The 26,062-nt window shown below is 44.4% G+C and carries 17 protein-coding genes and 5 pseudogenes; 21 read left to right on the top strand and 1 reads right to left on the bottom strand.

What is annotated here, in order from left to right; genetic code table 11:
- Window positions 1-84 precede the first annotated feature (84 nt).
- Window positions 85-1,394: pseudogene (locus L0M13_RS07145) on the top strand (DRTGG domain-containing protein).
- A 69-nt stretch (window positions 1,395-1,463) separates the two neighbouring features.
- Here the strand turns inward: L0M13_RS07145 and L0M13_RS07150 are convergent.
- Complete coding sequence (locus tag L0M13_RS07150; RefSeq protein WP_235198905.1) at window positions 1,464-1,763, bottom strand: YtpI family protein; 300 nt, start codon at window positions 1,761-1,763, stop codon at window positions 1,464-1,466.
- A 95-nt stretch (window positions 1,764-1,858) separates the two neighbouring features.
- On the opposite strand from L0M13_RS07150, the gene L0M13_RS07155 reads away from it, so the two are divergent.
- From L0M13_RS07155 to coaE, 20 genes and pseudogenes are all read left to right on the top strand, one after another.
- Complete coding sequence (locus L0M13_RS07155; RefSeq protein WP_235198906.1) at window positions 1,859-2,797, top strand: DHH family phosphoesterase; 939 nt, start codon at window positions 1,859-1,861, stop codon at window positions 2,795-2,797.
- Window positions 2,798-2,813: 16 nt separating this feature from the next.
- Window positions 2,814-5,875 (top strand): annotated as a pseudogene (gene dnaE / locus L0M13_RS07160) (DNA polymerase III subunit alpha).
- Between the two features lie 113 nt (window positions 5,876-5,988).
- Window positions 5,989-6,651 carry a FadR/GntR family transcriptional regulator gene (locus L0M13_RS07165; protein ID WP_235198907.1) on the top strand — a complete coding sequence of 221 codons (663 nt, stop codon included), beginning with the start codon at window positions 5,989-5,991 and terminating at the stop codon, window positions 6,649-6,651.
- Window positions 6,626-7,498 (top strand): acetyl-CoA carboxylase, carboxyltransferase subunit beta, encoded by an 873-nt coding sequence (gene accD, locus L0M13_RS07170; protein WP_260107744.1) that lies wholly within the window; start codon window positions 6,626-6,628, stop codon window positions 7,496-7,498. Before L0M13_RS07165 ends, accD begins: the two co-directional genes overlap by 26 nt.
- Entirely contained in the window at window positions 7,491-8,462 is a 972-nt protein-coding gene (accA, locus tag L0M13_RS07175) for an acetyl-CoA carboxylase carboxyl transferase subunit alpha (protein ID WP_235198908.1), read from the top strand. The genes accD and accA overlap by 8 nt, the downstream gene beginning before the upstream one ends.
- A gap of 207 nt (window positions 8,463-8,669) precedes the next feature.
- On the top strand, window positions 8,670-9,629 hold the full coding sequence (pfkA, locus tag L0M13_RS07180) for a 6-phosphofructokinase (protein WP_235198909.1): 960 nt from the start codon (window positions 8,670-8,672) through the stop codon (window positions 9,627-9,629).
- Between the two features lie 22 nt (window positions 9,630-9,651).
- Window positions 9,652-11,410: pseudogene (pyk, locus tag L0M13_RS07185) on the top strand (pyruvate kinase).
- A 132-nt stretch (window positions 11,411-11,542) separates the two neighbouring features.
- Window positions 11,543-12,085, top strand: coding sequence for an FxsA family protein (locus L0M13_RS07190; protein ID WP_311195637.1), 543 nt, complete (start codon window positions 11,543-11,545; stop codon window positions 12,083-12,085).
- 29 nt (window positions 12,086-12,114) lie between these two features.
- On the top strand, window positions 12,115-13,230 hold the full coding sequence (gene citZ, locus L0M13_RS07195) for a citrate synthase (protein WP_235198910.1): 1,116 nt from the start codon (window positions 12,115-12,117) through the stop codon (window positions 13,228-13,230).
- 80 nt (window positions 13,231-13,310) lie between these two features.
- Complete coding sequence (gene icd, locus L0M13_RS07200) at window positions 13,311-14,579, top strand: NADP-dependent isocitrate dehydrogenase (RefSeq protein WP_235198911.1); 1,269 nt, start codon at window positions 13,311-13,313, stop codon at window positions 14,577-14,579.
- A 65-nt stretch (window positions 14,580-14,644) separates the two neighbouring features.
- Window positions 14,645-15,583 carry a malate dehydrogenase gene (mdh, locus tag L0M13_RS07205; protein ID WP_235198912.1) on the top strand — a complete coding sequence of 313 codons (939 nt, stop codon included), beginning with the start codon at window positions 14,645-14,647 and terminating at the stop codon, window positions 15,581-15,583.
- Window positions 15,584-15,749: 166 nt separating this feature from the next.
- Window positions 15,750-16,208: a MaoC/PaaZ C-terminal domain-containing protein gene (locus tag L0M13_RS07210; protein WP_235198913.1), complete on the top strand. Its 459-nt coding sequence runs from the start codon at window positions 15,750-15,752 to the stop codon at window positions 16,206-16,208.
- A gap of 59 nt (window positions 16,209-16,267) precedes the next feature.
- Window positions 16,268-16,974 (top strand): annotated as a pseudogene (locus L0M13_RS07215) (response regulator transcription factor).
- Window positions 16,971-18,368 (top strand): two-component system histidine kinase PnpS, encoded by a 1,398-nt coding sequence (pnpS, locus tag L0M13_RS07220; RefSeq protein WP_235198914.1) that lies wholly within the window; start codon window positions 16,971-16,973, stop codon window positions 18,366-18,368. Before L0M13_RS07215 ends, pnpS begins: the two are co-directional and overlap by 4 nt.
- Window positions 18,369-18,382: 14 nt before the next feature.
- Window positions 18,383-19,597, top strand: coding sequence for a carboxylate--amine ligase (locus L0M13_RS07225; RefSeq protein ID WP_235198915.1), 1,215 nt, complete (start codon window positions 18,383-18,385; stop codon window positions 19,595-19,597).
- Window positions 19,598-19,818: 221 nt separating this feature from the next.
- A pseudogene (gene hflK / locus L0M13_RS07230) lies at window positions 19,819-20,785 on the top strand (FtsH protease activity modulator HflK).
- Window positions 20,785-21,765: a protease modulator HflC gene (hflC, locus tag L0M13_RS07235; RefSeq protein ID WP_235198916.1), complete on the top strand. Its 981-nt coding sequence runs from the start codon at window positions 20,785-20,787 to the stop codon at window positions 21,763-21,765. Before hflK ends, hflC begins: the two are co-directional and overlap by 1 nt.
- A gap of 152 nt (window positions 21,766-21,917) precedes the next feature.
- Complete coding sequence (gene polA, locus L0M13_RS07240) at window positions 21,918-24,539, top strand: DNA polymerase I (protein WP_235199281.1); 2,622 nt, start codon at window positions 21,918-21,920, stop codon at window positions 24,537-24,539.
- 14 nt (window positions 24,540-24,553) lie between these two features.
- Window positions 24,554-25,423: a bifunctional DNA-formamidopyrimidine glycosylase/DNA-(apurinic or apyrimidinic site) lyase gene (gene mutM, locus L0M13_RS07245; RefSeq protein ID WP_235198917.1), complete on the top strand. Its 870-nt coding sequence runs from the start codon at window positions 24,554-24,556 to the stop codon at window positions 25,421-25,423.
- Between the two features lie 10 nt (window positions 25,424-25,433).
- Window positions 25,434-26,039 (top strand): dephospho-CoA kinase, encoded by a 606-nt coding sequence (gene coaE, locus L0M13_RS07250; protein WP_235198918.1) that lies wholly within the window; start codon window positions 25,434-25,436, stop codon window positions 26,037-26,039.
- The last annotated feature ends 23 nt before the right edge of the window (window positions 26,040-26,062 follow it).

The raw sequence follows: 26,062 nt of genomic DNA on the forward strand, positions 1-26,062 counted from the left end.
TTATTGCTTGCCGGTTCAGTCTGTTTTTTCTATGACTTATGATACACTTGAAAGTATAGAATGCGAGAAAGAACAGGTGAAATTATGGCGACGAAACATGAACAGATACTGGAGTATATCGAAACGCTCCCAGTCGGCGAAAAGATCTCCGTACGCCGTATTGCAAAGGATCTCCAAGTCAGTGAGGGGACGGCTTACCGGGCGATCAAGGAAGCTGAAAACCAGCGTCTTGTTTCGACGATTGAGCGGGTTGGGACCATCCGGATCGAGCGGAAGAAAAAAGAGAATATCGAGCGGCTCACCTATGCGGAAATTGTCAATATCGTCGATGGCCAAGTGATGGGCGGAAGATCCGGATTGCATAAATCGTTGAACAAATTTGTCATTGGAGCCATGCAGCTGGACGATATGATGCGCTATACAGAAGCCGGGGAACCTGTTGATTGTCGGCAACCGCTACAAAGCACATGAATACGCCTTGCAGGCGAGTGCTGCGGTTCTTGTGACTGGCGGTTTTGAAGCTTCGGAAACAGTGAAAAGATTAGCCGATGAATACGAGCTGCCTGTTATTTCAACAAGTTATGATACGTTTACCGTAGCGACGATGATCAACCGGGCTATCTACGACCAATTGATCAAGAAAGAGATTTTGCTAATCGAAGATATTTTGATTCCTTTGGAAAATACAAACTTCCTGCAGGATAAAGACACCATCAGAAACTACCACGAATTGAATAAGGAAACCACGCATGGCGGATTTCCGGTCGTCGATGAAAACGGCAAATTGGTCGGCATCATCACCTCACGAGATGTTATCGGCCACGGGGATACCGAATTGATCGAGAAAGTGATGACGAAAGACCCCATTACGGTTTCCATGCAGACAAGCGTGGCTTCTGCGGGGCACCGGATGATCTGGGAAGGCATCGATCTATTGCCGGTGGCAGACGACCACGGCAAACTGAAAGGCGTCATCAGCCGGCAAGATGTATTGAAAGCCATCCAGATAGCCCAGCGCCAGCCGCAGCAAGGCGAGACGATCGATGATTTGATCATGGGCCAAATGCATCTTCAGTCGACAGACAAAGTGACGCTGAATTTCCGCGTTACACCGCAAATGACGAATGCTTATGGTTCGATTTCGTATGGCGCCTATTCCGCCATATTAATAGAAGCCGCTTCAACGGCTTTAAAAACAAAAAATCGGAAAGACAGTGCGCTTGAAAAACATGACGGTCTATTATTTGAATCCTGTTCAATTGGATTCAACAGTGGTGATCAAACCGGTAATTCTGGACATGAGCCGGAAATCCGCAAAAGTCGATGTCGAAGTGAGCTTTGAAAATAAGATCGTCGGAAAAGCGCTGTTAACTTTCCAATTGCTGGACCGTTAGAAAAGCGCAAGCGCCCGTTCAGCCCCGACAAGCGACATAAAAAAACCCCTCCTTTTCAGGAGAGGTCTCTTATTGGTTCAACCGTGCTTCTTCCGCTACGAATGAATGATAATGCTTAGCCGCTTTGTAATTGTAGACCATCAAAGCGAGACCAAGAATGATGAAGATGCCGGAAATGATGTAAGTCACGACCGATTGGAAAACAAACAATTGGTTGATGCCGAAAAACAGCACGAAGCTGCCAAGCGCTACAGAAGCGATAGAAGCATACCATTTCTTCCGGATTGGCAAAGTTGCACGGAATTGTTTTGTTTTATAATAAAAATAAAAAACAAATGATATAATTATCATACCTACTAATACGATCATTGGAGAACCTCCTGTATTCCATAACTCATTCCTATTGTACTGAGAAATGGACAAAAATGCGAATGGATTTCCTTAAAAAACGGAGGAACTGAAAAATGTATAGTCAAATCATCGACACAATTAAACAATACGAAACCATCATCATCCATCGCCATGTACGGCCAGATCCGGATGCATACGGCTCGCAGCTAGGCTTGAAATACTTGCTTCAGCACAATTTTCCGGAAAAGCGGATTTTGGCTGCGGGGGAGCATGACTTCACTTTAGACTTTTTGGATTTTCCGGACCAAGTGGAAGATGCCGATTTTAACGGAGCTTTAGTCATTGTGACGGACACTGCGAATACGGAGCCGGTCGACGATCAACGCTACGAGAATGGCGAGAAAATCATTAAAATCGACCATCATCCAAATGACGACGCATACGGCGATTTATTGCATGTGGACACGAATGCGAGTTCAGCATCCGAATTGATCTACGAATTGTATACATACGGCCATGAACAGGAAAACTGGGAAATGCCGGATATGGCTGCCCGTCTCCTATATGCTGGGATCATCGGGGATACCGGACGGTTCTTATTCCCGAGCACGACAGAAAAAACCTTTAAAATTGCCGGAGAATTGATCAAATACAATTTCAACCGCGATGAATTGCATAACGGCATGTACGAAATGGAGCGGAAACTGCTTCATTTGCAAGGCTATATCTACCAGAATTTCGTGATGAACGAAAGCGGTGCGGCGTATGTGAAAATCACGAAAGACGTGTTAAGCGAGTTTGATGTAACCGCATCGGAAACTTCTTTATTAGTGGGATCCCTTGGCAATGTCAAAGGCTTGAAAGCATGGGTTATCTTTATCGAAGAAGATACAGAAATCCGCGTTCGCCTGCGTTCAAAAGGGCCGGTCATTAATGGCCTTGCCAAAGAATTTGGCGGCGGTGGACATCCGATGGCTTCAGGAGCAACAGCCTATTCATGGGAAGAAGCCGAACAAGTCATTGAACGTTTAACAAAAATTTGCGCATCTTAATAAAGGAGGGATTGGATTGTCAATGGTTTACCCGCATATAAGCACCTCGGCAGATTTGCTGAAAAGTACGGTTCGCCTTGATGAACTTTTCCCTTTTCTGATAGAACAGGGAACGGCATCTGCAGCGATTGTCAATTCCAAATTATACGGCATCCTCCCTTTTTGGGAAGCTTGCCACAAGGCCGGCATCCATGGGGTGGTCGGCCTTTCTGTGTTTATCGAATTTGAAGGGCAGGAGTATCCAGCCGTGTTGTATGCCCAGTCAAATACCGGCTATAAAAATTTGCTTAAAATTACGTCCGCTTTATCCACGCGGACAAAGCGGCGATCCCTGAACAATGGCTGAAGGCGTACCGGCAAGGCTTGATTTGTGTTATTCCGAGTAAAGCGGAATGGGTGATGACTGATAGAAGCGAAGCGGTCCACTTTCTCCATGAAATTTTCGGCAGCCTTTGCTATGGCAGCATCGAACGGCCCGGAGGACAGCGCATAGAGCAAGAAGAAAACTTTATCGCTTTATGCGAAAATGAAAACTTGCGCATCATGGCGACACAAGAAAGCCGTTATTTGCACGAAAGCGATGCCTTTTCCCACGAAGTCGCTTCTGCAATCGGCCAAGGCCAGAAAATGAACGATCCGGAACGCAAGCGGCCTGAGCATCAAAAAGCGTATGTTCCTTCTGCAGCAGAATTTTCATCTTGGTTTTCAGAGCGGCCGGAATGGCTTGAGGAAACAAAAAATATGCTTGAAAGCTGTAATGTGACAATTCCTCTGCATCAGCAGCTGCTGCCTGTATTTCCATTGCCGGATGGTACAGACCGCTTAGCTTACATTTGGGATCTTTGTGTGGCTGGATTGTCCGAGCGAATTCCGAATTATGGTGAAAACTACATTGAGCGGTTGAAATACGAACTCTCAGTCATTCGGAAAATGGGCTTTATCGATTATTTTCTAATCGTTTCTGATTTTATGAAGTTCGCAAGAGACAACGAAATTCTGACAGGGCCAGGACGGGGATCTTCAGCCAGCTCACTTGTTGCGTTCAGCTTACGGATTACGGACGTTGATCCGTTGGAACACGATTTGCTCTTTGAACGTTTCTTGAATCCGGAACGGGTAACATTGCCGGATATCGATATTGACTTCGCTGATCACCGGCGCCATGAAGTCGTAGAATATGTCGCCAAAAAATACGGAGCAGTGCGGACTGCTCAGATCATCACATTCGGTACCTTGTCAGCGAAAGCGGTCGCCCGTGATACGGCACGCGTATTTGGATTTGAACCGGAAGAGCTCGATGCCATCTCGAAAATGATTTCGAACCGTCCGGGAACTACATTGCGGTCTGCCTTGAAAGAAAATCAGCGCTTGAATGATTGGATCATCGAAAAGGAAGAACGCAAAAGCTGGTTTAAAACAGCTTTGAAATTGGAGGGGCTGCCGCGCCATGCCTCTACCCATGCTGCCGGAGTGATTTTGAGCCCGACGCCGCTCGTCGACCATGTGCCGATTGAAAAAGGAAGCGAAGGCATTTATATCACCCAGTGGCCAATGGCTGAACTCGAAGCCGTCGGATTATTGAAGATGGATTTTCTCGGTCTCCGCAATTTGACGATTCTCGAGCAGATCCGGCGCTTGCTTTATCATGACACGAAAAAATGGATCGATTACCGCAAGCTGCCTTTGATGGATAAAGAAACCTATGCTCTTTTGGCGCAAGGGGATACGACGGGGATATTCCAATTGGAATCGGATGGCATGCGCGGCGCTTTAAGGCAGATCAAACCGACGGCTTTTGGGGATATCGTGGCAGTCAACGCGCTTTTCCGTCCAGGTCCGATGGAATTTATCCCTTTATATGCGAGACGGAAGCATGGCCAGGAAAAAGTGGAGTATATCCATCCGATGCTTGAGCCGATTTTAAGTGAAACTTACGGCATTATTGTTTACCAAGAGCAGATTATGCAGATTGCTTCCCGCATCGCTGGATTTTCACTTGGCGAAGCGGATTTGCTGAGAAGGGCAGTCAGCAAGAAAAAGCGGGAAATACTCGATGAAGAACGGGTCCATTTTACACAAGGGGCCGTGAAGAAAGGGTTTACCGCAACGGAAGCTTCCGAAGTCTATGATTTGATCGTCCGATTTGCGGATTATGGTTTTCCGAAAAGCCATGCCGTGGCCTACAGCATGATTTCTTATCAGCTAAGTTATATGAAAACACATTACGCCGTTTACTTTTATGCAGCTCTACTTGCGAACAGCGCAGGCAATGCTGAAAAGACCGGCCAGCTCTTGCAGGAAATCAAGGACAAGGGAATAGCGGTTCTTCCGCCTTCTATTCAAAAGAGCCGCTATTCGTTCTCTGTGGAAGAAGGCAAGATCCGTGTCGGCTTAAACGCAGTGAAAGGCGTACCGGGAAGCGCTATAAAAGCTCTGGTGTCGGCCCGGAAAGAAGGTCCGTTTTCCAGCCTCTATGCCATTGCAGAACGCATTTCGGCCATCCATTTTACCCGGAAGGCCTTTGAACCACTAGTGAAAGCTGGAGCTTTAGATGATTTTGAACTGGATCGTTCAACTTTGCTTGCCTCACTCGATAGTGCCGTCAAGCATGCCGAATTGGTAAAACCCAATGAAGACCCCGGGTTGTTTGATGAAATGGGGTCGAGCTTTATGAAGCCGAAATACATCAAAGCTTCTCCTATTCCAGAAACTTTAAAACTCGATTATGAAAAAGAGGCCCTCGGATTTTATTTGTCGACGCATCCGATCGCGAGAGAAAAGCAGCAGCGCAATAAACCTTATGCGGATTTGAAGAGTCTGAGGAATTCTCAAGACAGAAAATCGGTGACGGTTCTTGGAATGGTCGACGACATCAAGCGAATTCGAACCAAAAAAGGGGATGCAATGGCTTTTGTGAGCTTGCAAGATGATACAGGCCAGGCTTCTGTGACGCTGTTTCCAGCTGAATACGCCAAGTACAATCATTTGCTCGAGCCTAACAGCGTCTTAGAAGTACAAGGGACTGTAGAAAACCGTAACCATAAAACTTCTATTATTTGTAAATCTATTCATACTTGACTGCCTTTCTTCTTAGAAAGGCAGTTTTTTCTTTACGGCAGCCGAAAAGTTTTGTATTCTAGAAAATATGAGTGGCCAGACCACTTTCAAATTTATGGAAGTAAGGAGCTATCATGAATCAGTCAAAACGATTTTTAGATATAGTAACAGACATTCGTGACATGATTCGACGCGAGAAAATCAAACCGGGCAATCGCATCCCATCCGAAAGAGAACTGGCCGAGAAATTGCAAGTCGGCAGGTCGACGCTCAGAGAAGCGTTGAGAAGTTTGGAGCTACTGGGTTTGATTGAGACGAGGAGAGGGGAAGGCACCTTTCTTTCCGACCACCGCAACCATCAATTGGTGGAAGTCTTATCGACGTTTATCTTACAGGATACCCAGTCTCAGGAAGATGTCTGGCAAACGAGATTGATCCATGAAATATCCGCTATCCGAACCATTTGCCAAAATAGCAAATTAGCAAGTTTGAAGGTTTGGGATAGTTTCAGAAATCGGCTGAATGAAAATGAAAGCCTATACCGGGAGGATTTTGTCCGCGAACTGATGGTTCTATCCGGGAACCGATTATCACTGAAAATCTGGTTCTTACTGCAGCAATACAGCGGAAATCCTTATCAGGAGCCCGTTACAGAAGATGAAAAAGAAATGTTACTACCATTATTGGCTGCGCTTGAGCAGCAAGATATGAGCTCAGCAATTGATTTATTCAAAACTTGGAGCAGTTGGTTACAAAAGGGGAGAATGCAAAATGGCAATGATACGCGAGATCTTTAAACGCAACAAAGACAAACAAGGAACGACTATGCCAAACAAAGATTCAAAAGATATTCCGGAAGGATTGATGACAAAATGTCCTTCATGCAAACAAATTACGCTAACAAAAGAATTGAAGAACCTTCATAAAGTCTGCCCAAAATGTGACCATCATTTTAAAATGACAGCGTATGAGCGAGTTGAGAGTTTACTAGATGAAGGTTCTTTCGAATCGATCGATGACCATATTAAATCGGAAAATCCGTTGGGCTTCCCAGGATACACGGATAAAATCCGTTCGGATAGCGAGAAAACAGGATTGAATGAAGCGGTCTTGACCGGAACCGGGAAGTTGAACAACCAAGAAATCGTGGTAGCTATCATGGATTCCCATTTCCGGATGGGATCGATGGGATCTGTAGTCGGGGAAAAAATTACACGCGCGGTAGAAGCCGCAACCGCTAAAAACCTCCCGTTCATCATCTTTACAGCAAGCGGCGGAGCCCGTATGCAAGAAGGTGTATTGTCATTAATGCAGATGGCTAAGACAAGTGTCGCGCTAAAACGCCATAGCAATGAAGGCTTGTTGTTTGTTTCCGTACTAACGCATCCTACTACTGGCGGCGTATCTGCGAGTTTTGCATCTGTCGGGGATATTAATATTGCCGAGCCGAAAGCGTTGATCGGTTTTGCTGGGCGCCGGGTCATTGAACAGACTGTGCGCGAAAAGCTGCCGGAAGATTTTCAAACTGCGGAATTTCTATTGGAGCATGGCCAGCTTGATGCTGTTGTCCATAGAGCGGATATGAAAGAAAAATTGAGTACAATCGTGCGCTTGCATACGAAAGGAGCTGTCCAAAATGGCTAAAAAAAATTCAGCTCCAAAAACTTTGGGATTTGAAGAACCTCTCATTCAATTGCGAAAAAAAATTGAAGAGCTTAAAGAATATACCGCAACAGCAGATGTCGACCTCAGTTCGGAAATCGACAGTTTGGAAGAGCGTTTGGCCAGCCTGGAAAATGATATTTACGAGAATATGAAGCCTTGGGACCGTGTCCAAGTAGCCCGGCATCCAGAGCGTCCGACAACTTTGGATTACATTCCATTGATTTTTAAAGATTTTATCGAATTGCACGGAGACCGCACATACGGAGACGACGAAGCCATTGTCGGCGGCATCGGTTCGTTTGATGGGCAGCCGGTCACAATCATTGGCCATCAGCGCGGAAAAGATACAAAAGAGAATATTCGCCGCAACTTCGGAATGCCGCATCCGGAAGGCTATCGAAAAGCGCTTCGTTTGATGAAGCAGGCCGAGAAATTTAATCGCCCGATCATTTGCTTGATCGATACGAAAGGCGCGTATCCTGGAAAAGCGGCAGAAGAGCGCGGACAAAGCGAAGCGATTGCAAGAAACTTGGTTGAGATGGCTGGCCTTGAAGTGCCGGTTCTTTCGATTGTTATTGGCGAAGGCGGAAGCGGCGGCGCGTTAGCCCTTGGCGTCGGCAATCATATTTTGATGCTTGAAAACTCCACGTTCTCGGTGATTTCGCCTGAAGGGGCAGCCTCAATTTTATGGAAAGATTCCGCATTGGCGCAAACAGCTGCCGAAGCGATGAAGATTACAGCGCCTGATTTACTGGGAATGCAAATCATCGAAGCGATCATTCCAGAGGTTCGTGGAGGCGCGCATCATAATTACGAAAAGCAAGCTGAAATGATTGCACAAGCGATCCGGAAATCGTTTGAAGAGTTAAAAGGGCTATCAGGCGAAGAACTGGTCGACCAGCGCTATAAAAAATTCCGTTCAATCGGTATTTTCAGCGAATAAACGCGAACAACTGACAGCCAGGCTTAAATGCCTGGCTGTTTCATTTATTGCAGGAAATTTACTATGAATAAAAAATATAAGCGCTTACAGTTTTTTAAAGATAAAAAAAACCAGTTCTTAATAGAAGTATTGTGGTTTCGAGACTGACAGTAAAGGCTTTGCATGGTAAGGTGAAAAGAGTACAAGGATTAGTGGGAGGCGAAACAAATGAAGCGAATTGGTGTATTAACAAGTGGAGGCGATTCTCCAGGAATGAATGCTGCAATACGGGCAGTTGTTCGGAAGGGGATTTTCCACGGGTTAGAAGTCGCTGGCATCTATCAAGGGTACCAAGGGTTGATCGAAGGCAAAATTGAAACCTTGGAAGCTAGAGATGTGGGGGATATTATTCAACGAGGCGGTACGAAGTTGTATTCTGCAAGATGCGAAGCTTTCAAAACGGAAGAAGGGCAATTAAAAGCGATTGAACAAATGAAAAAGCACGGTTTGGAAGGGCTTGTCGTCATTGGGGGCGATGGTTCTTATCGGGGTGCAATGGCTTTGACAAAACGCGGATTCCCATGTGTTGGCGTTCCAGGCACGATTGATAATGACATTCCGGGCACTGATTATACGATCGGTTTTGATACGGCTTTAAATACAGTGATTGAAGCGATTGATAAAATCCGCGATACTGCAACAAGCCATGAACGGACTTTCATTATAGAAGTAATGGGACGCGATGCAGGAGATTTGGCTCTTTGGGCAGGTCTTGCCGGCGGAGCGGAAACCATTTTAATTCCAGAAGATGATTTTGACCTTGATGAAATCATTGATCGTTTAGAACAAGGCAGAAAACGCGGCAAGCGCCACAGTATCATCATTGTGGCTGAAGGCGTCATGAACGGCAATGCACTAGCTGATTTGATCACATCTAAAGCGGATATTGAAACGCGTGTTTCGGTTCTTGGCCATATCCAGCGTGGCGGTTCACCGACAGCGAGAGACCGTGTGCTTGGCAGCTTGTTCGGAGCCCATGCAGTAGAAGTTCTCCTTCAAAACATTGGAGGCCGGGCAGTTGGCATGAAAAATCACCTAGTGGTAGACTATGATATGACTAAGGCATTTACGACGAAGCATGAAACAGATATGAGTTTGTACACCTTATCCAAAGAACTATCAATTTAATACGGCAAATGGAGTGAGTATATTGAGAAAAACAAAAATCGTATGTACGATCGGACCAGCAAGTGAATCACCGGAATTACTCGAATCGTTGATCGAGGCAGGCATGAATGTGGCCCGTTTAAACTTTTCGCACGGAAGCCATGAAGAGCATGCTTTGCGTATTCAGCGCATCCGGGATGCTGCGGCTAAAACAGGCAAAATCGTCGGGATTCTATTGGACACGAAAGGCCCTGAAATCCGCACGCATAAAATGGAAAATGATTCGATTGAATTGGTGACGGGACAGGACATCGCAATTTCCATGACAGAAGTTGTCGGGACAAGCGAAATGTTCTCTATCACTTATGAACAGCTGATCGAAGATGTGCAAGAAGGATCAATTATCCTGCTTGATGACGGCTTGATTGAGCTGCGCGTGAAGAGCATCGACAAAGCAAATGGATTAATCCATACGTTCGTTGAAAATGCAGGGACGTTAAAAACGAAAAAAGGCGTAAACGTTCCAGGCGTTTCCGTACAATTGCCGGGGATCACTGAAAAAGATGCACAAGATATTCTTTTCGGAATTGAGCAAGGCGTCGACTTTGTAGCTGCGTCATTTGTTAGAAGAGCTTCTGATGTAATGGAAATCCGCAGTTTGCTAGAAAATAATGGCGGCTCTCATATTCAGATCATCCCTAAAATCGAGAACCAGGAAGGCGTCGACAATATTGATGAAATCATCGTAGTGTCTGATGGCTTAATGGTAGCCCGAGGATCTTGGGGTGGAAATTCCTGCGGAAGAAGTGCCGCTTGTTCAAAAATCCTTGATCGAAAAATGCAATAGCGCTGGAAAACCGGTTATTACAGCGACTCAGATGCTCGATTCCATGCAACGCAATCCGCGTCCGACGCGAGCGGAAGCAAGTGATGTTGCCAATGCAATTTTTGACGGAACAGATGCGATCATGCTGTCAGGTGAAACTGCAGCGGGTATTTATCCGGTAGAATCTGTAGAAACGATGCACCGCATTGCGATGACGACAGAAGATGCCTTGAACTACAAACAAATCGTTTCAAACAGAAGAAAAGAAAAAGAGTCGAATATGACAGAAGCAATTGGCCAAGCTGTCGCTTATACGGCGTTAAACTTGAAAGTTAAAGCCATTATCGCTCCTACAGAAAGCGGCCATACTGCGAAAATGATCTCGAAATATCGCCCAGGTGCGCCAATTATCGCTGTTACTTCATCTGATATTCCGTCTAGAAAATTGACGCTTGTATGGGGAGTTCAGCCGATTGTCGGATCGAAAGTCCATTCAACGGATGAATTGCTTGAAAATGCTGTAGAAGAAAGCTTGAAGCATCATTACGTGAAACACGGCGATCTTGTCGTAATCACAGCAGGTGTTCCAGTCGGACAAGCGGGTACAACAAACTTGATGAAAGTCCATTTGATCGGTGACAGCATTGCTCAAGGGCAAGGCATCGGCAAATCAGTTGCTTTCGGAAACACGCTTGTCGTGAGAAATTCAGAAGAAGCATTAGCTTACGATACAACTGGTAAAATTATCGTGACAATTGGAACGGACCGCGAAATGATGCCAGCTATCGAAAAATGTGCAGGAATCATTACGGAAGAAGGCGGATTGACTAGCCATGCGGCTGTTGTCGGTTTGAGCCTTGGAATTCCGGTTATTGTTGGAGTGAAAGACGCAACATCTTTGATCAAAAATAATTATGATATTACAATTGACGCTGCATCAGGCATCATTTACGACGGCCACGCAAGCGTTCTATAAAACGGAGTGATTATCAGCTTTTCTAGCTGATAAGCGGCCTGGATTTTCGATTTCAGAAAGCCGGCGAGCATTGTTCAAATGCTTGCCGGCAGCAAAATCGGAATCGAACGATATAGGGGGACTAGTCAAACGATGAAATGGATTTTCTTAGCTCTGATCATTGTACCGACACTGGAATTGGCCATTTTGATTTGGGCCGGGGGAGCTATTGGGTTTTTCCCGACATTATTAATGATTTTGGGAACAGGTTTGCTGGGAGCTTTTTTAGCGAAAAAACAAGGCTTAAAAGCAATACGGGATATACAGGAGAGCTTCAATAGATTTGAGCCGCCGGGGGATCAATTGCTGAAAGCAGCTTTTGTCTTGGTAGGCGGTGTGATGCTATTGACTCCAGGGTTTATCTCGGATGCGATCGGTTTATCTTTATTGTTTGCTCCGACACAGAAAATCTACAAACCATTTATAATGAAACTTTTGAACAATAAGATGAAAAACAGCTCGGATTATCGTACGATAATTCCGAGTGAATTCATCGTTTTAAAGGAATTTCTAATAAAAACAAGCGTTTTCATTCACAAATTCTTCAACATTGATTATAATGGTCTAGTAAGGCATTCAGCGGAAGTCTACAAAAGGACAGATAACCCATCATTTCGGGCTTTTTTTTTGGAGTGATGAAATATACTGGAGAAGGAGCGAATTATATGACATCGGCAAAAGGTTTAGAAGGTGTAGTAGCTACACAATCTGCCATCAGTTCAATTATTGATGACACACTTACATATGTTGGCTACGATATCGATGATTTAGCAGTCAACGCAAGTTTTGAAGAAGTGATTTATTTGCTTTGGCATCAACGCTTGCCAAAAGCTGATGAATTGGCAGAGCTTAAGCAGCAATTAGCAGACAACATGGCGGTGCCGCAAGCAGTTCTTGATCATTTCAAAACATACGATATTAAAAAAGTACATCCCATGGCTGCTCTTCGCACAGCCGTTTCAATGCTTGGCTTATTCGATGAAGAAGCGGAAGTAATGGAAACTGAAGCGAACTACCGTAAAGCAATTAAAATCCAAGCGAAGATCTCGACGCTTGTAACTGCTTTCGGCCGCATCCGCAATGGCCAAGAGCCGGTAGCTCCTAAAACAGATTTAAGCTTTGCAGCTAACTTCCTTTATATGTTGTCTGGCACAATGCCAGAAGACATCGAAGTGGAAGCTTTCAACAAAGCGCTTGTTCTTCATGCTGACCATGAATTGAATGCATCGACTTTCACAGCTCGCGTTGCGGTTGCGACTTTATCTGATGTATATTCAGGCATCACGGCTGCAATCGGAGCTTTAAAAGGGCCATTGCATGGTGGAGCAAACGAACAAGTAATGAAAATGTTGACAGAAATCGGTTCTGTAGAGAACGTAGAATCTGTCATCACTGAAAAACTTGCAAACAAAGAAAAAATCATGGGCTTCGGACACCGCGTATACCGCAAAGGTGATCCTCGTGCCAAACACTTGCGTGAAATGTCTCAAAAACTGACAAAAATCCGTGGTGAAGAAAAATGGTACGATATGTCGGTCAAAATTGATGAAATCGTAACTGGACAGAAAAATCTTCCACCGAACGTTGATTTCTATTCTGCATCGGTTTACCATTCACTGAACATTGAACACGACTTATTTACACCGATTTTTGCTGTTTCACGTACTTCAGGCTGGTTGGCTCATATCCTTGAGCAGTATTCAAACAACCGCTTGATCCGTCCGCGCGCAGAATACATCGGACCTGGCATGCAAAAATACATCCCGGTTGAAGAACGATAAGATTAGCGTAAAAGCATCATAACCAATAGGGCTTGCACCTTGTGCAGCCCTATCAATTTGAACTCAGGAGGCAATTACACATGACAAACGGCGAAAAAATCACAGTTGAAAACGGCGTATTGAACGTTCCAAACCAAGCAGTTATTCCATTCATTATCGGTGACGGTACTGGCCCGGATATCTGGAATGCAGCTTCACGCGTTTTAGAACAAGCAGTAAACAAAGCTTATAACGGTGAAAAAGCGATTGTATGGAAAGAAGTACTTGCTGGCCAAAAAGCATTCGACGAAACTGGCGAATGGCTTCCACAAGAAACACTTGACGTAATCCGCGAATACTTGATCGCGATCAAAGGACCTCTTACAACGCCAATCGGCGGCGGTATCCGTTCATTGAACGTGGCTCTTCGCCAAGAATTGGATCTTTACACTTGCTTGCGTCCAGTTCGTTACTTCGAAGGTGTACCTTCACCGGTTAAACGTCCTGAAGACACTGACATGGTCATCTTCCGTGAAAACACTGAAGATATTTATGCAGGTATCGAATACGCTAAAGGTACTGAAGAAGTTGAGAAATTGATTTCATTCCTTAAAGACGAAATGGGCGTTAACAAAATCCGCTTCCCTGAAACTTCAGGAATCGGGATCAAACCAATTTCAGAAGAAGGAACAAAACGTTTAGTACGTGCTGCGATCAACTACGCAATCACTGAAGGCCGCGAATCATTGACATTGGTTCACAAAGGGAACATCATGAAGTTCACTGAAGGAGCTTTCAAAAACTGGGGCTACGAAGTGGCTGAGCAAGAATTCGGCGATAAAGTCTTCACTTGGAACCAATACGATGCGATTAAAGACGAGCAAGGCACTGACGCTGCAAACAAAGCGCAGGAAGAAGCTCTTGCTTCTGGAAAAATCCTTGTTAAAGATTCAATCGCTGATATCTTCTTACAGCAAATTCTTACACGTCCAAGCGAGTTCGATGTTGTTGCAACAATGAACTTGAACGGAGATTACATCTCTGATGCTTTGGCTGCACAAGTTGGCGGAATTGGTATCGCACCTGGTGCGAACATCAACTACATCACTGGCCACGCAATTTTCGAAGCGACTCATGGTACTGCTCCGAAATATGCGGGACAAGATAAAGTAAACCCTTCATCTGTCATTTTGTCAGGCGTATTAATGCTTGAACATTTAGGATGGAACGAAGCGGCTAAATTGATCACAAACTCAATGGAGAAAACAATCGCTTCTAAAGTTGTAACTTACGACTTTGCACGTCTAATGGACGGCGCTACAGAAGTGAAATGCTCTGAGTTTGCTGACGAATTGATCAAAAACCTATAAGAAAAAGAGAGGGAGGCAATCCCTCTCTTTTTTTATACCTACTTTAACCATAAAGGAGAGTTTTTATGACATTGAAGCGTAAAAAGATTTCAGTTATCGGTTCAGGCTTTACAGGGGCGACTACGGCTTTTTTATTGGCCCAAAAAGAATTAGGCGATGTCGTATTGGTGGATATTCCTCAAATGGAGGATCCCGCTAAAGGAAAAGCGCTCGATATGGCTGAAGCATCTCCTGTACAAGGTTTTGATGCACAGGTGAGCGGAACATCCAATTACGAAGATACGAAAGACTCGGATTTGGTCATTATTACTGCGGGAATTGCACGCAAACCGGGGATGAGCCGAGATGACCTTGTACAAACGAACCAGAAAGTCATGAAAGCTGTTACAGCGGATATTGTAAAACACTCACCTCAAACAACAATCATCGTTTTGACCAATCCGGTGGATGCGATGACGTATACCGTTTTTAAAGAATCCGGATTTCCAAAAGAACGCGTGATTGGCCAATCCGGGGTTTTGGATTCAGCACGTTTCCGGACTTTTGTGGCTGAAGAATTGAACGTATCGGTCAAAGATGTCACAGGATTTGTTCTAGGCGGACATGGAGATGATATGGTGCCGTTAGTCCGCTATTCCTACGCGGGCGGAATTCCTTTAAAAACCTTGATACCGGAAGCGCGGCTTTCAGAAATTGTTGACCGCACCCGTAAAGGAGGCGCAGAAATCGTCAATCTATTAGGAAACGGCTCCGCTTATTATGCCCCGGCTGCATCATTGGTTGAAATGGCTGAAGCCATATTGAAAGACCAACGGCGCATTTTGCCTTCCATCGCCTATTTGGAAGGCGAGTACGGTATGGATGGCATCTATTTAGGTGTACCGACCATTTTAGGTGCAGGCGGAATTGAAAAAATTCTAGAGATCGATTTAAATGAAGAAGAAAAAACCTTATTAAACAAATCCGCAGAATCAGTCAAAGCGGTCATGAAAGTTCTGGCTTGACGCTATTTTGAACCGGGCAGGAGAAATCCGAGCCCGGTTTTCTATTCCGTAAAATTTTTCTGGAATAGTCGTAAAGGCCTGAGACGCAATGATTGTCTAGGCGCTTGCACTTTTCATCACATAATTGATACTATAAGAGTATTAAGATTGGGGAGGGAACTTATTATTGCTTGGAAAAAAGCGTGAATTAGGCCGTAAAATAGAAGACCTGAAAATAGGGGAGAATCTGCAGTTGACAGAAACGATTGAAGACAAAGATCTTCTTCTTTACCTCGGACTTACCAACGATGGAAACCCGCTATACATCCAGCATGATTTTGCTGCACAAACGGCTTTCGAAAAACCGGTCGTGCCCACCATCATGTTGACGGGAATTATCACTTCGGCCATTTCAAAATATTTACCGGGCCCTGGATCTTATATTAATGAACAGCGAATAAAATTTCATCGGCCGGTCTATCATTATTCAACCTTTAATTTCTTTTTGGAATTAGCAGAGATTGATATAGAAGACAACGAGGTCACCATAAAAATCGAAGCATCAGATGAAAAAGGCAATTTATTGATTTCGGGAACTGTTCTCGTTAATCCGCCTAAACTGGAGAACCAGTTGGCACAGCATTGATAATTAAGTAGTAAAGCGGTTTGAAATGGGGGTTTCAAACTGAATGTGGAGGATGTTAAATGCTGAACAAAATATTGATTATTGAAGATGAACATTCGATTGCGACTTTATTATCTTATAATCTGGTGCAGGCAGGCTATGAAACGATTGTCGCTTATGACGGGAAGGAAGGCTATGAGATGGCGATCAGTGAAAAACCTTCTCTCATTGTCCTTGATTTGATGCTGCCTTCTATGGATGGAGTCGAAGTCTGCAAATCGCTTCGCCAGCAAAAAATCAATACGCCAATCATCATGCTGACGGCAAAAGGCGACGAATTCGATAAAGTACTGGGCTTGGAATTGGGTGCTGACGATTACATGACAAAACCTTTCAGCCGCGTGAAGTCGTAGCCCGTATCAAAGCGGTTCTCAGAAGAGTCCAGACGACACCGACAGAAGCGCATGATTCATCTGCTCCTTTAATATTGGGGAATCTAAGTGTTTATCCGGAACGGTTTGAAGTATTTTTGAATGATGAACAAATTGAATTTACACCAAAAGAGTTTGAACTCCTCGTATATTTGATGGAAAATAAAAACCGGGTATTAACGAGAGACCAGCTATTAAGTGCGGTTTGGAAATACGATTTTGCGGGAGACACGCGGATTGTAGATGTACATATTAGCCATTTACGTGAAAAAATAGAAGAAAATAGCCGAAAACCCGTTTTTATAAAGACGATTCGGGGGCTTGGATATAAATTCGAGGAGCCAAAAGCAGGATGAAGTCATTCAGGCATAGGCTTCTGCTGACCATACTCGCATGGATCGGCTTGCTTTTGGCATGCCTTCTTATTATAATTATCCAACTTTTTCCTATGTATGCAGAGGCTGAAGACAAAACAGAAGTATGGATTATTTTGGCACTGGTTTTTATCGGTGCTTTGCTGTTTTCAGCACTTGTCGGGTATCGGATCATCAAAGTACAAGCTCTTCCAATTGAAAATGTTACCCAAACCGCTTTGGAGCTCGTTAAAGGAAATTACCGGGCTCGGGCTTTTGAATATGGAAATGTTGGCGCGGTTCAATTAAGTTCCACGATCAATATATTGGCGCGGAATTTGCAGGAAATCACGGCCGTCCGTGAAATGGAGCAGGAACGCTTAAAAACCTTGATTGAGAACATGGGAAGTGCTTTGATCATGATTGACCGGCAAGGCGGTGTGGCTTTGGTCAATAAATCTTTTATGGATGAGTTCAACTTGAAAGAAGAACAAATCCATCAAAAATTTTACAAAGAAATTCCGCTGCCGGAAATGTTCGAGCGATTTATCGAACAAGTTTTCATGACAGAGCAGGCGGCACGAGATCAGCTGGAATTTAATCAGGGCATCCAGACCAAGAATATTGACGTATATGGTGCACCAGTGCTTGGAGACCACGAACAATGGCTTGGGATCGTAATCGTTTCGCATGACATCACCGAATTAAAACGGCTTGAACAAGTGCGCAAAGATTTTGTGGCAAACGTTTCACATGAACTGCGTACGCCGGTGACTTCTATTAAAGGTTTTTCCGAAACTTTGATTGATGGTGCTCATGCGGACGAAGCGACATTGCTGTCATTTCTCGAAATTATCCATACAGAGAGTAATCGGCTTGAAATGCTAATCAACGATTTATTGGATCTGTCGAAAGTGGAACAAGCCGGATTCCAAGTCAATGCGCTCCCAACAGATATGGAAAAAGTGATTAAACGGGCAGAAGAAATGGTGAGCAGAAGAATCGAAGAAAAGCATATCAAATTGGATCTTCAACTGGAGCCGGTTACTCTGTTAGGAGATCCGGACCGCCTGCTGCAGGTAATGATGAATCTTTTAGTCAACGCGATCACTTACTCATCTTCTGAAACTACCGTCACAGTTAGGTTATATGCAAAAGGCAAGTTTGCCTTGATTGAAGTGGAAGATCAGGGAATCGGGATTGAAGCTTCTGAAATTGGACGCTTGTTCGAACGTTTTTACCGGGTTGACCGGGCAAGAAGCCGGAATTCCGGCGGCACCGGATTAGGGTTATCAATTGTAAAACATTTAATAGAGGCACATCATGGAAAAGTAGAAGTGGAAAGCACCGTAGGAGTGGGAACCAAATTTACTGTTCAATTGCCTTTAGGGAGTTAATTTAGGAGGAAAGCATGGATACATTACCTTTTTTGCCAATCATTGTAGGAACAGATATGAATGCTTACAATATGGCGATTTCATTTCACGAAGCTTATGGGATTAAACCGATTTTAGTCGGAAAAGAACCATTATCATTTACATCAATGAGCAATATTACAGAGACGATCGAATTGCGCTCCGGCTTGGCTGATTCTGCTCAATTTGCATCAATTCTAACCGATATTGCCCGTAAATACCGAACACCGGGCAAAACATTATTGCTGATCGGTACGAACGATTTATATGTTCGGCTGATCATCGAGAATGCTTCCGTTTTAAAAGAGCATTTTGTTTTTAATTACATCAATGAAGATTTGATGAATCAACTTCAAGTAAAAGCGAATTTCTATAAGCTTTGTAAAGAACACGGTATTGAAACGCCGACTACGTTCTTCTATGATTGCCGTTCAGGTGTGCCGTTTGAAGAACAGATGATGTATCCGGTCATTGTCAAACCGAGCAACGGAATCCAATACAATCTCAATAAATTTGCGGGCCAGCAAAAAGTGTATAAAGTTGAAACGCCGCAAGAGCTGAAGAACGTCATCGATACGATTATTGCGAGCGGCTATGATGACGAGCTGATCATCCAAGATTTCATTCCTGGCGATGATACGTATATGTGGGATTCAGTTATTTATGCTAGTTCAAAAGGCAAAACACAGCTTGTAACATTTGCCCAAGTGGTGCTGCAAGAACATACGGTTACGGCAATCGGCAATTATACAGCATTGATTACCCGCTTTGATAAAGAAATGATGGTGAAGCTCCAGAATTTCCTTGAAGCGGTTGGCTATACAGGATTTGCGAATTTCGATTTAAAATACGATGAACGGGACGGGAAATTCAAAGTCTTTGAAGTGAATATCCGTCAAGGGCGTTCGAGTTATTACGTCACAGCGCTCGGTCATAATATGGCTTCTTATTTCGTCGACGACCTCATTTACCATGTTGAAAAACCGGTCACTTATTTAAATGAAGATTTCCTATTCACGGTAGTGCCGAAAATCGTCTTGAAAAAATTTGTGGACAATAAAGCCGTACAGCGTGATATCAAAGAATTATTGAAAAAAGGCAAATACGGTAATCCGCTATTCTATAAAAAGGATACGCATTTAAAACGGAAGCTGTATTTGTTTGCACGGCAAATCAACTACTATAAGAAGTATAAAAATAATCAGTGGTAATATTTACAAAACATTAATACTGACTTCACAATAGAATGTTATGGTTACTAAGAACCCCCCTTTAAACCGCATAAATAGAAAACGAGCCCTCTAACCCGGGGCTCTTTTTCGTTTGCAATTCAAAATGCAAGAGAGATTCAAGTGAGATTGCCTAATTTTATGAAACTATTTTAATATTGCTTCGTAGAATAAGTATACATAATAAAAAAGGGGGTCATTACATGACTACGAAAAAAGTGCTAAGCGTCATCGCTTTAGCTGTCTTAGGAATCATCCTATTAATCGCAATTTTTACTTCATGGTATACAGTAGATGAATCCGAACAAGCTGTCATCATCACATTCGGGGTAGCGAATGAAACCGTTACAGAATCGGGGCTGCATTTTAAATTGCCATGGCCAATCCAAAAAGCTGAAGTCCTTTCAAAAGAAACCTACAGCTTGCAATTCGGCTATAACCAGAACGAACAAGGGGAAATCACTTCTTATGATGCAGAAACCAAAATGATTACAGGAGATGAAAATATCGTCCTTGCGGATTTGATTGTCCAGTGGAAAATTACAGATCCTAAAAAATACTTGTTCAGCTCAGAAGCGCCTAGGGAAATTCTCCATGATGCCACTTCCGCTTCCATCCGTTCCATCATCGGCAGCTCATTGATCGACGATGCCCTGACTTCAGGGAAAGCAGAAATCGAATCGGAAACACGTGATTTGTTGGCATCGCTCATCGATAAATACGATATCGGCATATCTGTTTTGGCAGTTAAACTCCAAGACGTGGAATTGCCGAATGAAGAAGTGCGTGCTGCATTCACCAATGTGACGGATGCCAGAGAAACGATGAACACAAAAATTAATGAAGCTAAAAAATATGAAAATCAGAAACGCAATGAAGCGCTAGGTGAAAAAGCGGCCATTAATTCACGCGCTGAAGGGCAAAAAGTGTCGCGTGTTGAACAAGCGGGGTGACGTCGCAGTATTCGATAAACTTTATGCTGAATACCGTACAAATCCTGAAGTAACGCAACAGCGCCTGATCATTGAAACATTGGAAACGGTTTTGCCGAACGCGAAACTTTATATTATGAATGATGAAGGCGGAACAATGAAATATTTGCCGCTTGAGAGTATGCAGTCTGTCGTGCCGCCAGCGGCTGAAACTGAAGAAGAAGGGAGCGGAAACTAATGGAGCCGAACAAACCGATAACAGGATCTCCGAAGCCGAATCCATGGGAAAACCCCAAAAAGCCAAAAAAGAAAAAAGAGCCGAAAGAGCCGATCAATTTTAAAAAGCATTGGAAACTTATTGTCGGCGCAGTTGTCGTACTCGCGGCATTGCTCATCATCTTGACAAATGTATATGTTGTAAAAGAAAACGAATACCGCGTAGTGCGCCAATTCGGTGAAGTCGTCGATATTCATGAAGAACCCGGCATAAAAATGAAGATTCCTTTTATTCAAAGCGTGACTACTTTGCCGAATTACCAAATGACCTATGATGTTTCAGAAGCCGAAATCAATACAAAAGATAAAAAACGAATTATTATCGATAATTACGCGGTATGGGAAGTTGTAAATCCGATCGATCTGATCTCCAATGCCGGAACGATCATTAACGCAGAATCCCGTATGGAAGAGTTTATCTACTCAGTTGTCCGAGCGGAACTTGGCCAATTGAATTACGAGGATATCATCAACGATGAAAACTCATCACGCGGCAGCGTGAATGACAATGTCACAAAAAAAGTGAATGAATTGTTAGAGAAAGACAAATACGGCATACAAGTCATCGACGTTCGCATTAAACGCACCGACTTGCCGGAAGAAAACGAGCAGTCCGTCTATACGCGGATGATTTCTGAACGCGATTCCACAGCCCAGGACTATTTGTCGCAAGGCGATGCGAAAAAACGCGAAATCGAAGCCCAGGCAGACCGCGAAGCCCAAGAATTGATCGCAACTGCCCGTAAAGAAGCAGCATTGATCCAGGCAGAAGGCGAATCTGAAGCGGCTAAAATCTACAATCAGTCGTTCTCGAAAGACCCTGATTTTTATCAGCTGTACCGGTCTTTGGAGTCCTATACGAAAACTATTGGCGAGGATACAGTCATCATCTTGCCATCAGATTCCCCTTACGCAAATATCTTAACAGGGAATTTGGAATAAAACAGAGCCGTCATTTCTATTCTTTTTGCCTGCATGGTAAAATGATAGGAATGATGGCTTATTTATTTTCATCGAAGACATTGAAGCCGCCAAATGTTTTGGCGAAGCAGAGAACGATTCTTTTGAAGATCGTCAGTAGTGAGAGGGGTAATATTGTGGCGAAGAAAATTCTTTTATTGGATGGAAACAGTTTGGCGTACCGCGCGTTTTTTGCGCTGCCATTGCTTACGAACGAACACGGCATCCACACAAACGCAGTTTATGGGTTTACGATGATGCTGCAGAAAATCCTTGAAGAAGAGCAGCCGACGCATATGATCGTAGCATTCGATGCAGGGAAAACGACGTTCCGGCATGAGACGTTCAGCGATTACAAAGGAGGGCGCCAAAAGACGCCGCCTGAGTTATCCGAGCAATTCCCTTATTTGAGAAAGTTGATCGATGCCTACCGCATTAAACGGTATGAATTGCCGAACTATGAGGCGGATGACATTATTGGCACATTGAGCTTAGAAGCTGAACAAGCAGGCGATGAAGTGATTGTAATTTCCGGCGACAAGGATTTGACGCAGCTTGCTTCTCCGTCGACGACTGTTTACATCACCCGTAAAGGCATTACAGATATTGAAAAATACACGGTTGAACACATTAAAGAAAAGTATGGGCTGACACCAGCGCAGATCATTGATATGAAAGGCTTGATGGGAGATGCTTCAGATAATATCCCAGGCGTACCGGGCGTAGGTGAAAAAACAGCGATTAAATTGCTTGCTGCCCACGGTTCAGTAGAAGGCGTCTATGAAGCCATTGACCAGCAAAAAGGCAAGTTGAAGGAAAAGCTGGAAGCCAATGAGGATTTGGCATTGATCAGTAAAAAACTGGCTACTATTGAACGCCAAGCACCGATTGAAATAGCGATTGATGAACTTTCTTATGATGGACCGGACCAGGATGAATTGGTGAAAGTCTGGAATGAGTTAGCGTTTAAATCTTTGCTGGAAAAGATGGAATACACCGCTGAAGAAACCGAAAAAGAAGAATTGGTCTTTGAAGTGCTGAGTGAAATCGATCCGTCTATTCTTGAAGATGAAATGGCTGTCCATCTGGAGCTGTACGATGAACAGTACCATACATGCGACTTGCTCGGCGTTTCTTTGGCAACAGCCGAAAAAACGTACGTGATTCCAATGGATGTCATCAAAGAATCGCAAACGTTCAAAGATTGGTTCAAAGATGATTCGAAGAAGAAATACATGTCCGATTCCAAAGCATCGACTGCCGCCTTTTTCCGCTGCGGCGTCGATGTGGACGGCGTCGACTTTGATTTGATGCTGGGTGCGTACATTGTCAATCCTTCGCTGACCTATACCGATTTGGCGAATATCGTTCAAGAATACGGCTATACGGAGGTCTCGCAAAACGAACAGATTTACGGAAAAGGCGCAAAAAAAGCGGTGCCGAACGACGCGATCCTGCATGAGCACATTGCGAGAAAAGCGCGTACAATCTGGGCAGTGCGGCCCTTGGTGCTGAATAAATTAAAAGAAAACGAGCAATACGATTTGTACCGCAATTTGGAGTTGCCGCTTGCAACCATTCTAGGCGCAATGGAATCGCTTGGCGTCACCGTGGATAAAGAGCAATTAGTGGCGATGGGCGAGGAGCTATCCGGTAAACTCGTGAAAATCGAATCGGAGATCCACAGTTTGGCTGGAGAAGAATTCAACATCAATTCACCGAAGCAATTAGGTGTGGTACTTTTTGAAAAACTGGGGCTGCCGGTTCTTAAGAAAACAAAAACCGGCTATTCAACAGCTGCCGATGTGTTAGAGAAGCTGAATGGCCAGCATGAAATCATTTCACATATCCTTTTATACCGCCAGCTCGGGAAAATCCTTTCTACTTATATTGAAGGGCTATTAAAAGAAATCCATGAAGACGGCAAAGTGCATACACGCTTCCAGCAAGCCTTGACGACGACAGGGCGTTTGAGTTCCATTAACCCGAACCTCCAGAACATCCCTGTACGTTTGGAAGAAGGCCGGAAAATCCGCAAAGCCTTTATTCCTTCCTTCCCTGACTGGGTAATGGTAGCGGCCGATTATTCACAGATTGAATTGCGCGTCCTGGCTGAAATGTCGAAAGACGAGCGGCTGATCGAGGCTTTCAAAAACGACCGGGATATCCATACAACGACGGCAATGGACGTGTTCCATGTGCCGGCTGAGGAAGTGACCGGCGATATGCGCCGTGCAGCAAAAGCGGTTAACTTCGGCATTGTCTATGGCATCAGCGATTATGGCCTTTCCCAGAACTTGAACATCACCCGTAAAGAAGCACAAGCATTTATCGACCGGTATTTTGCAAGCTTCCCGGGAGTTAAAGGGTATATGAACGATATCGTAGCGGGTGCCAAGAAAAATGGTTTTGTGACAACACTCATGAACCGCCGGCGCTATTTGCCGGATATAACAAGCTCGAATTTCAATTTGCGCAGTTTTGCAGAACGCACAGCGATGAATACGCCGATCCAAGGCAGTGCTGCTGACATCATTAAAAAAGCGATGATTGATATGGCCGATGCCTTGGAGCGCGAAGGGCTGAAAACGCGTATGCTGCTGCAAGTGCACGATGAGCTGATTTTTGAAGCACCGCCGGAAGAATTGGAGAAATTGAAGGAATTGGTTCCACAAGTAATGGAACATGCAGTAGAGCTGAATGTTCCATTGAAAGTGGATTTTGCATTTGGCGATACATGGTACGATACAAAATAACAGGAGGCTTATGAATGCCTGAACTTCCAGAAGTTGAAGGCGTCGTCCGCCAGATCCGTCCTGCCGCAATCGGCAAGAAAATTGAAGAAGTCTTTGTTTCAGATACGATTCGGGTGTCAAAGACGAGCGGCAAGGAAGCGATCATCAAACGGATGGAGACCGACATGTTCATCAGCCGTTTGATGGGCGCACAGATCATCAGTGTAGAACGGCGCAGCAAATACATTTATTTCACATTAAAAAAAGATGGCGAATTTTTACTGGTCAACCACCTTGGCATGTCTGGGGCATGGTTTTATGTGGATAGCCTGCTGTCAATCGGCGAAGAGAAATTCCGCAAGCACGTCCATGTGGTGCTGAGCTTGAGCGACGGCAATTTACTGGCTTTCTCCGATATCCGCCGCTTTGGCGAAATGCGGGTATTAAAGGAAGAAACGGATTTTCCTCCGCTGCTTTTAATGGCTCCGGAACCATTTGAAGAAAGTGCATTGGCGCATTTTCTTCAAATGGCCGAAAGTCCGAAATACCAGAACAAACCGATCAAAGAAGTGATCATGGACGGACAAGTGATATCAGGCTGCGGCAATATATACGCAACTGAAGCCTTGTTCAAAATGAAAATCCATCCCAATCGGGCAGCAAAGCGAATCAGCAGAACGCGTAAAGTGGAGCTGTTCCAAACGATTGTCGCGATTTTGCTTGAAAGCATCGAAGCAGGGGGAAGCACGATTTCCGACTATCGCAATGTCAACGGGGAATCTGGCAATATGCAGAACCGGTTCGGCATGTACGGCAAAAAACAATGCATGGAATGCGGCAGTATGACCAAATCTCTGCAGATTGGCGGAAGAACTTCGGTCTACTGTCCGACCTGCCAAAAGTGAGGGCAAGAAGATGATTATAGGATTGACTGGCAGTATTGCGAGTGGAAAAAGCACCGTCTCGAAAATGCTCGAAGAATTAGGGTATCCTATTATTGATGCCGATCAAGTGGCGCGATTAGTGGTGGAGCCAGGGCAAGAGACCTTGGTGAAGATCGCTGCTTTATTCGGAGAAGGTGTGATCAAAGAAGATGGGACTATGGACCGGGCTAAAGTCGGTGAATTGATTTTCAACGACCCGGCTAGCCGCAAAAGTTTGAACGATGTCATCCATCCAGCTATCCGGCAAGAAATGCTTCGGCAGCGCAGTGAACTCCTGGAGCAAGGGCATGAAACCATCATCATGGACATCCCTTTGCTGTTTGAAAGCAGGCTCCAGCATTTCGTTGATAAGATTCTGGTCGTCAGTGTCACAGAAGAAAACCAGCTGAACCGCTTAATGGAACGAAATGAGTTGAGTGAAAAAGAAGCGCGTGCACGCATCGCTTCTCAGTTGCCGATGTCGGTGAAAGAAGAAGGGGCCGATGCCGTAATTTACAATAACGGCACCTTCGACGAAACAAAATGGCAGCTGAACCGCATCTTAGACAAATGGCGTGAGGAACTGTCGGGAGAGTAGAGCGGAAACAGATTGGTTTTGCA

Origin of the sequence: Planococcus sp. 107-1, from assembly GCF_021513255.1 — a bacterium.
In the GTDB taxonomy this organism is placed as follows: Bacteria; Bacillota; Bacilli; order Bacillales_A; family Planococcaceae; genus Planococcus.

Excerpts from the sequence above, each read along its gene's own strand:
- mdh (WP_235198912.1), top strand. The coding sequence starts at position 14,645 with ATGACATTGAAGCGTAAAAAGATTTCAGTTATCGGTTCAGGCTTTACA.
- pnpS (WP_235198914.1), top strand. The coding sequence starts at position 16,971 with ATGAAGTCATTCAGGCATAGGCTTCTGCTGACCATACTCGCATGGATC.
- coaE (WP_235198918.1), top strand. The coding sequence starts at position 25,434 with ATGATTATAGGATTGACTGGCAGTATTGCGAGTGGAAAAAGCACCGTC.
- L0M13_RS07150 (WP_235198905.1), bottom strand. The coding sequence starts at position 1,763 with ATGATCGTATTAGTAGGTATGATAATTATATCATTTGTTTTTTATTTT.
- accA (WP_235198908.1), top strand. The coding sequence starts at position 7,491 with ATGGCTAAAAAAAATTCAGCTCCAAAAACTTTGGGATTTGAAGAACCT.
- L0M13_RS07165 (WP_235198907.1), top strand. The coding sequence starts at position 5,989 with ATGAATCAGTCAAAACGATTTTTAGATATAGTAACAGACATTCGTGAC.
- L0M13_RS07155 (WP_235198906.1), top strand. The coding sequence starts at position 1,859 with ATGTATAGTCAAATCATCGACACAATTAAACAATACGAAACCATCATC.
- L0M13_RS07225 (WP_235198915.1), top strand. The coding sequence starts at position 18,383 with ATGGATACATTACCTTTTTTGCCAATCATTGTAGGAACAGATATGAAT.
- icd (WP_235198911.1), top strand. The coding sequence starts at position 13,311 with ATGACAAACGGCGAAAAAATCACAGTTGAAAACGGCGTATTGAACGTT.
- hflC (WP_235198916.1), top strand. The coding sequence starts at position 20,785 with ATGGAGCCGAACAAACCGATAACAGGATCTCCGAAGCCGAATCCATGG.
- accD (WP_260107744.1), top strand. The coding sequence starts at position 6,626 with ATGGCAATGATACGCGAGATCTTTAAACGCAACAAAGACAAACAAGGA.
- mutM (WP_235198917.1), top strand. The coding sequence starts at position 24,554 with ATGCCTGAACTTCCAGAAGTTGAAGGCGTCGTCCGCCAGATCCGTCCT.
- L0M13_RS07190 (WP_311195637.1), top strand. The coding sequence starts at position 11,543 with ATGAAATGGATTTTCTTAGCTCTGATCATTGTACCGACACTGGAATTG.
- citZ (WP_235198910.1), top strand. The coding sequence starts at position 12,115 with ATGACATCGGCAAAAGGTTTAGAAGGTGTAGTAGCTACACAATCTGCC.
- pfkA (WP_235198909.1), top strand. The coding sequence starts at position 8,670 with ATGAAGCGAATTGGTGTATTAACAAGTGGAGGCGATTCTCCAGGAATG.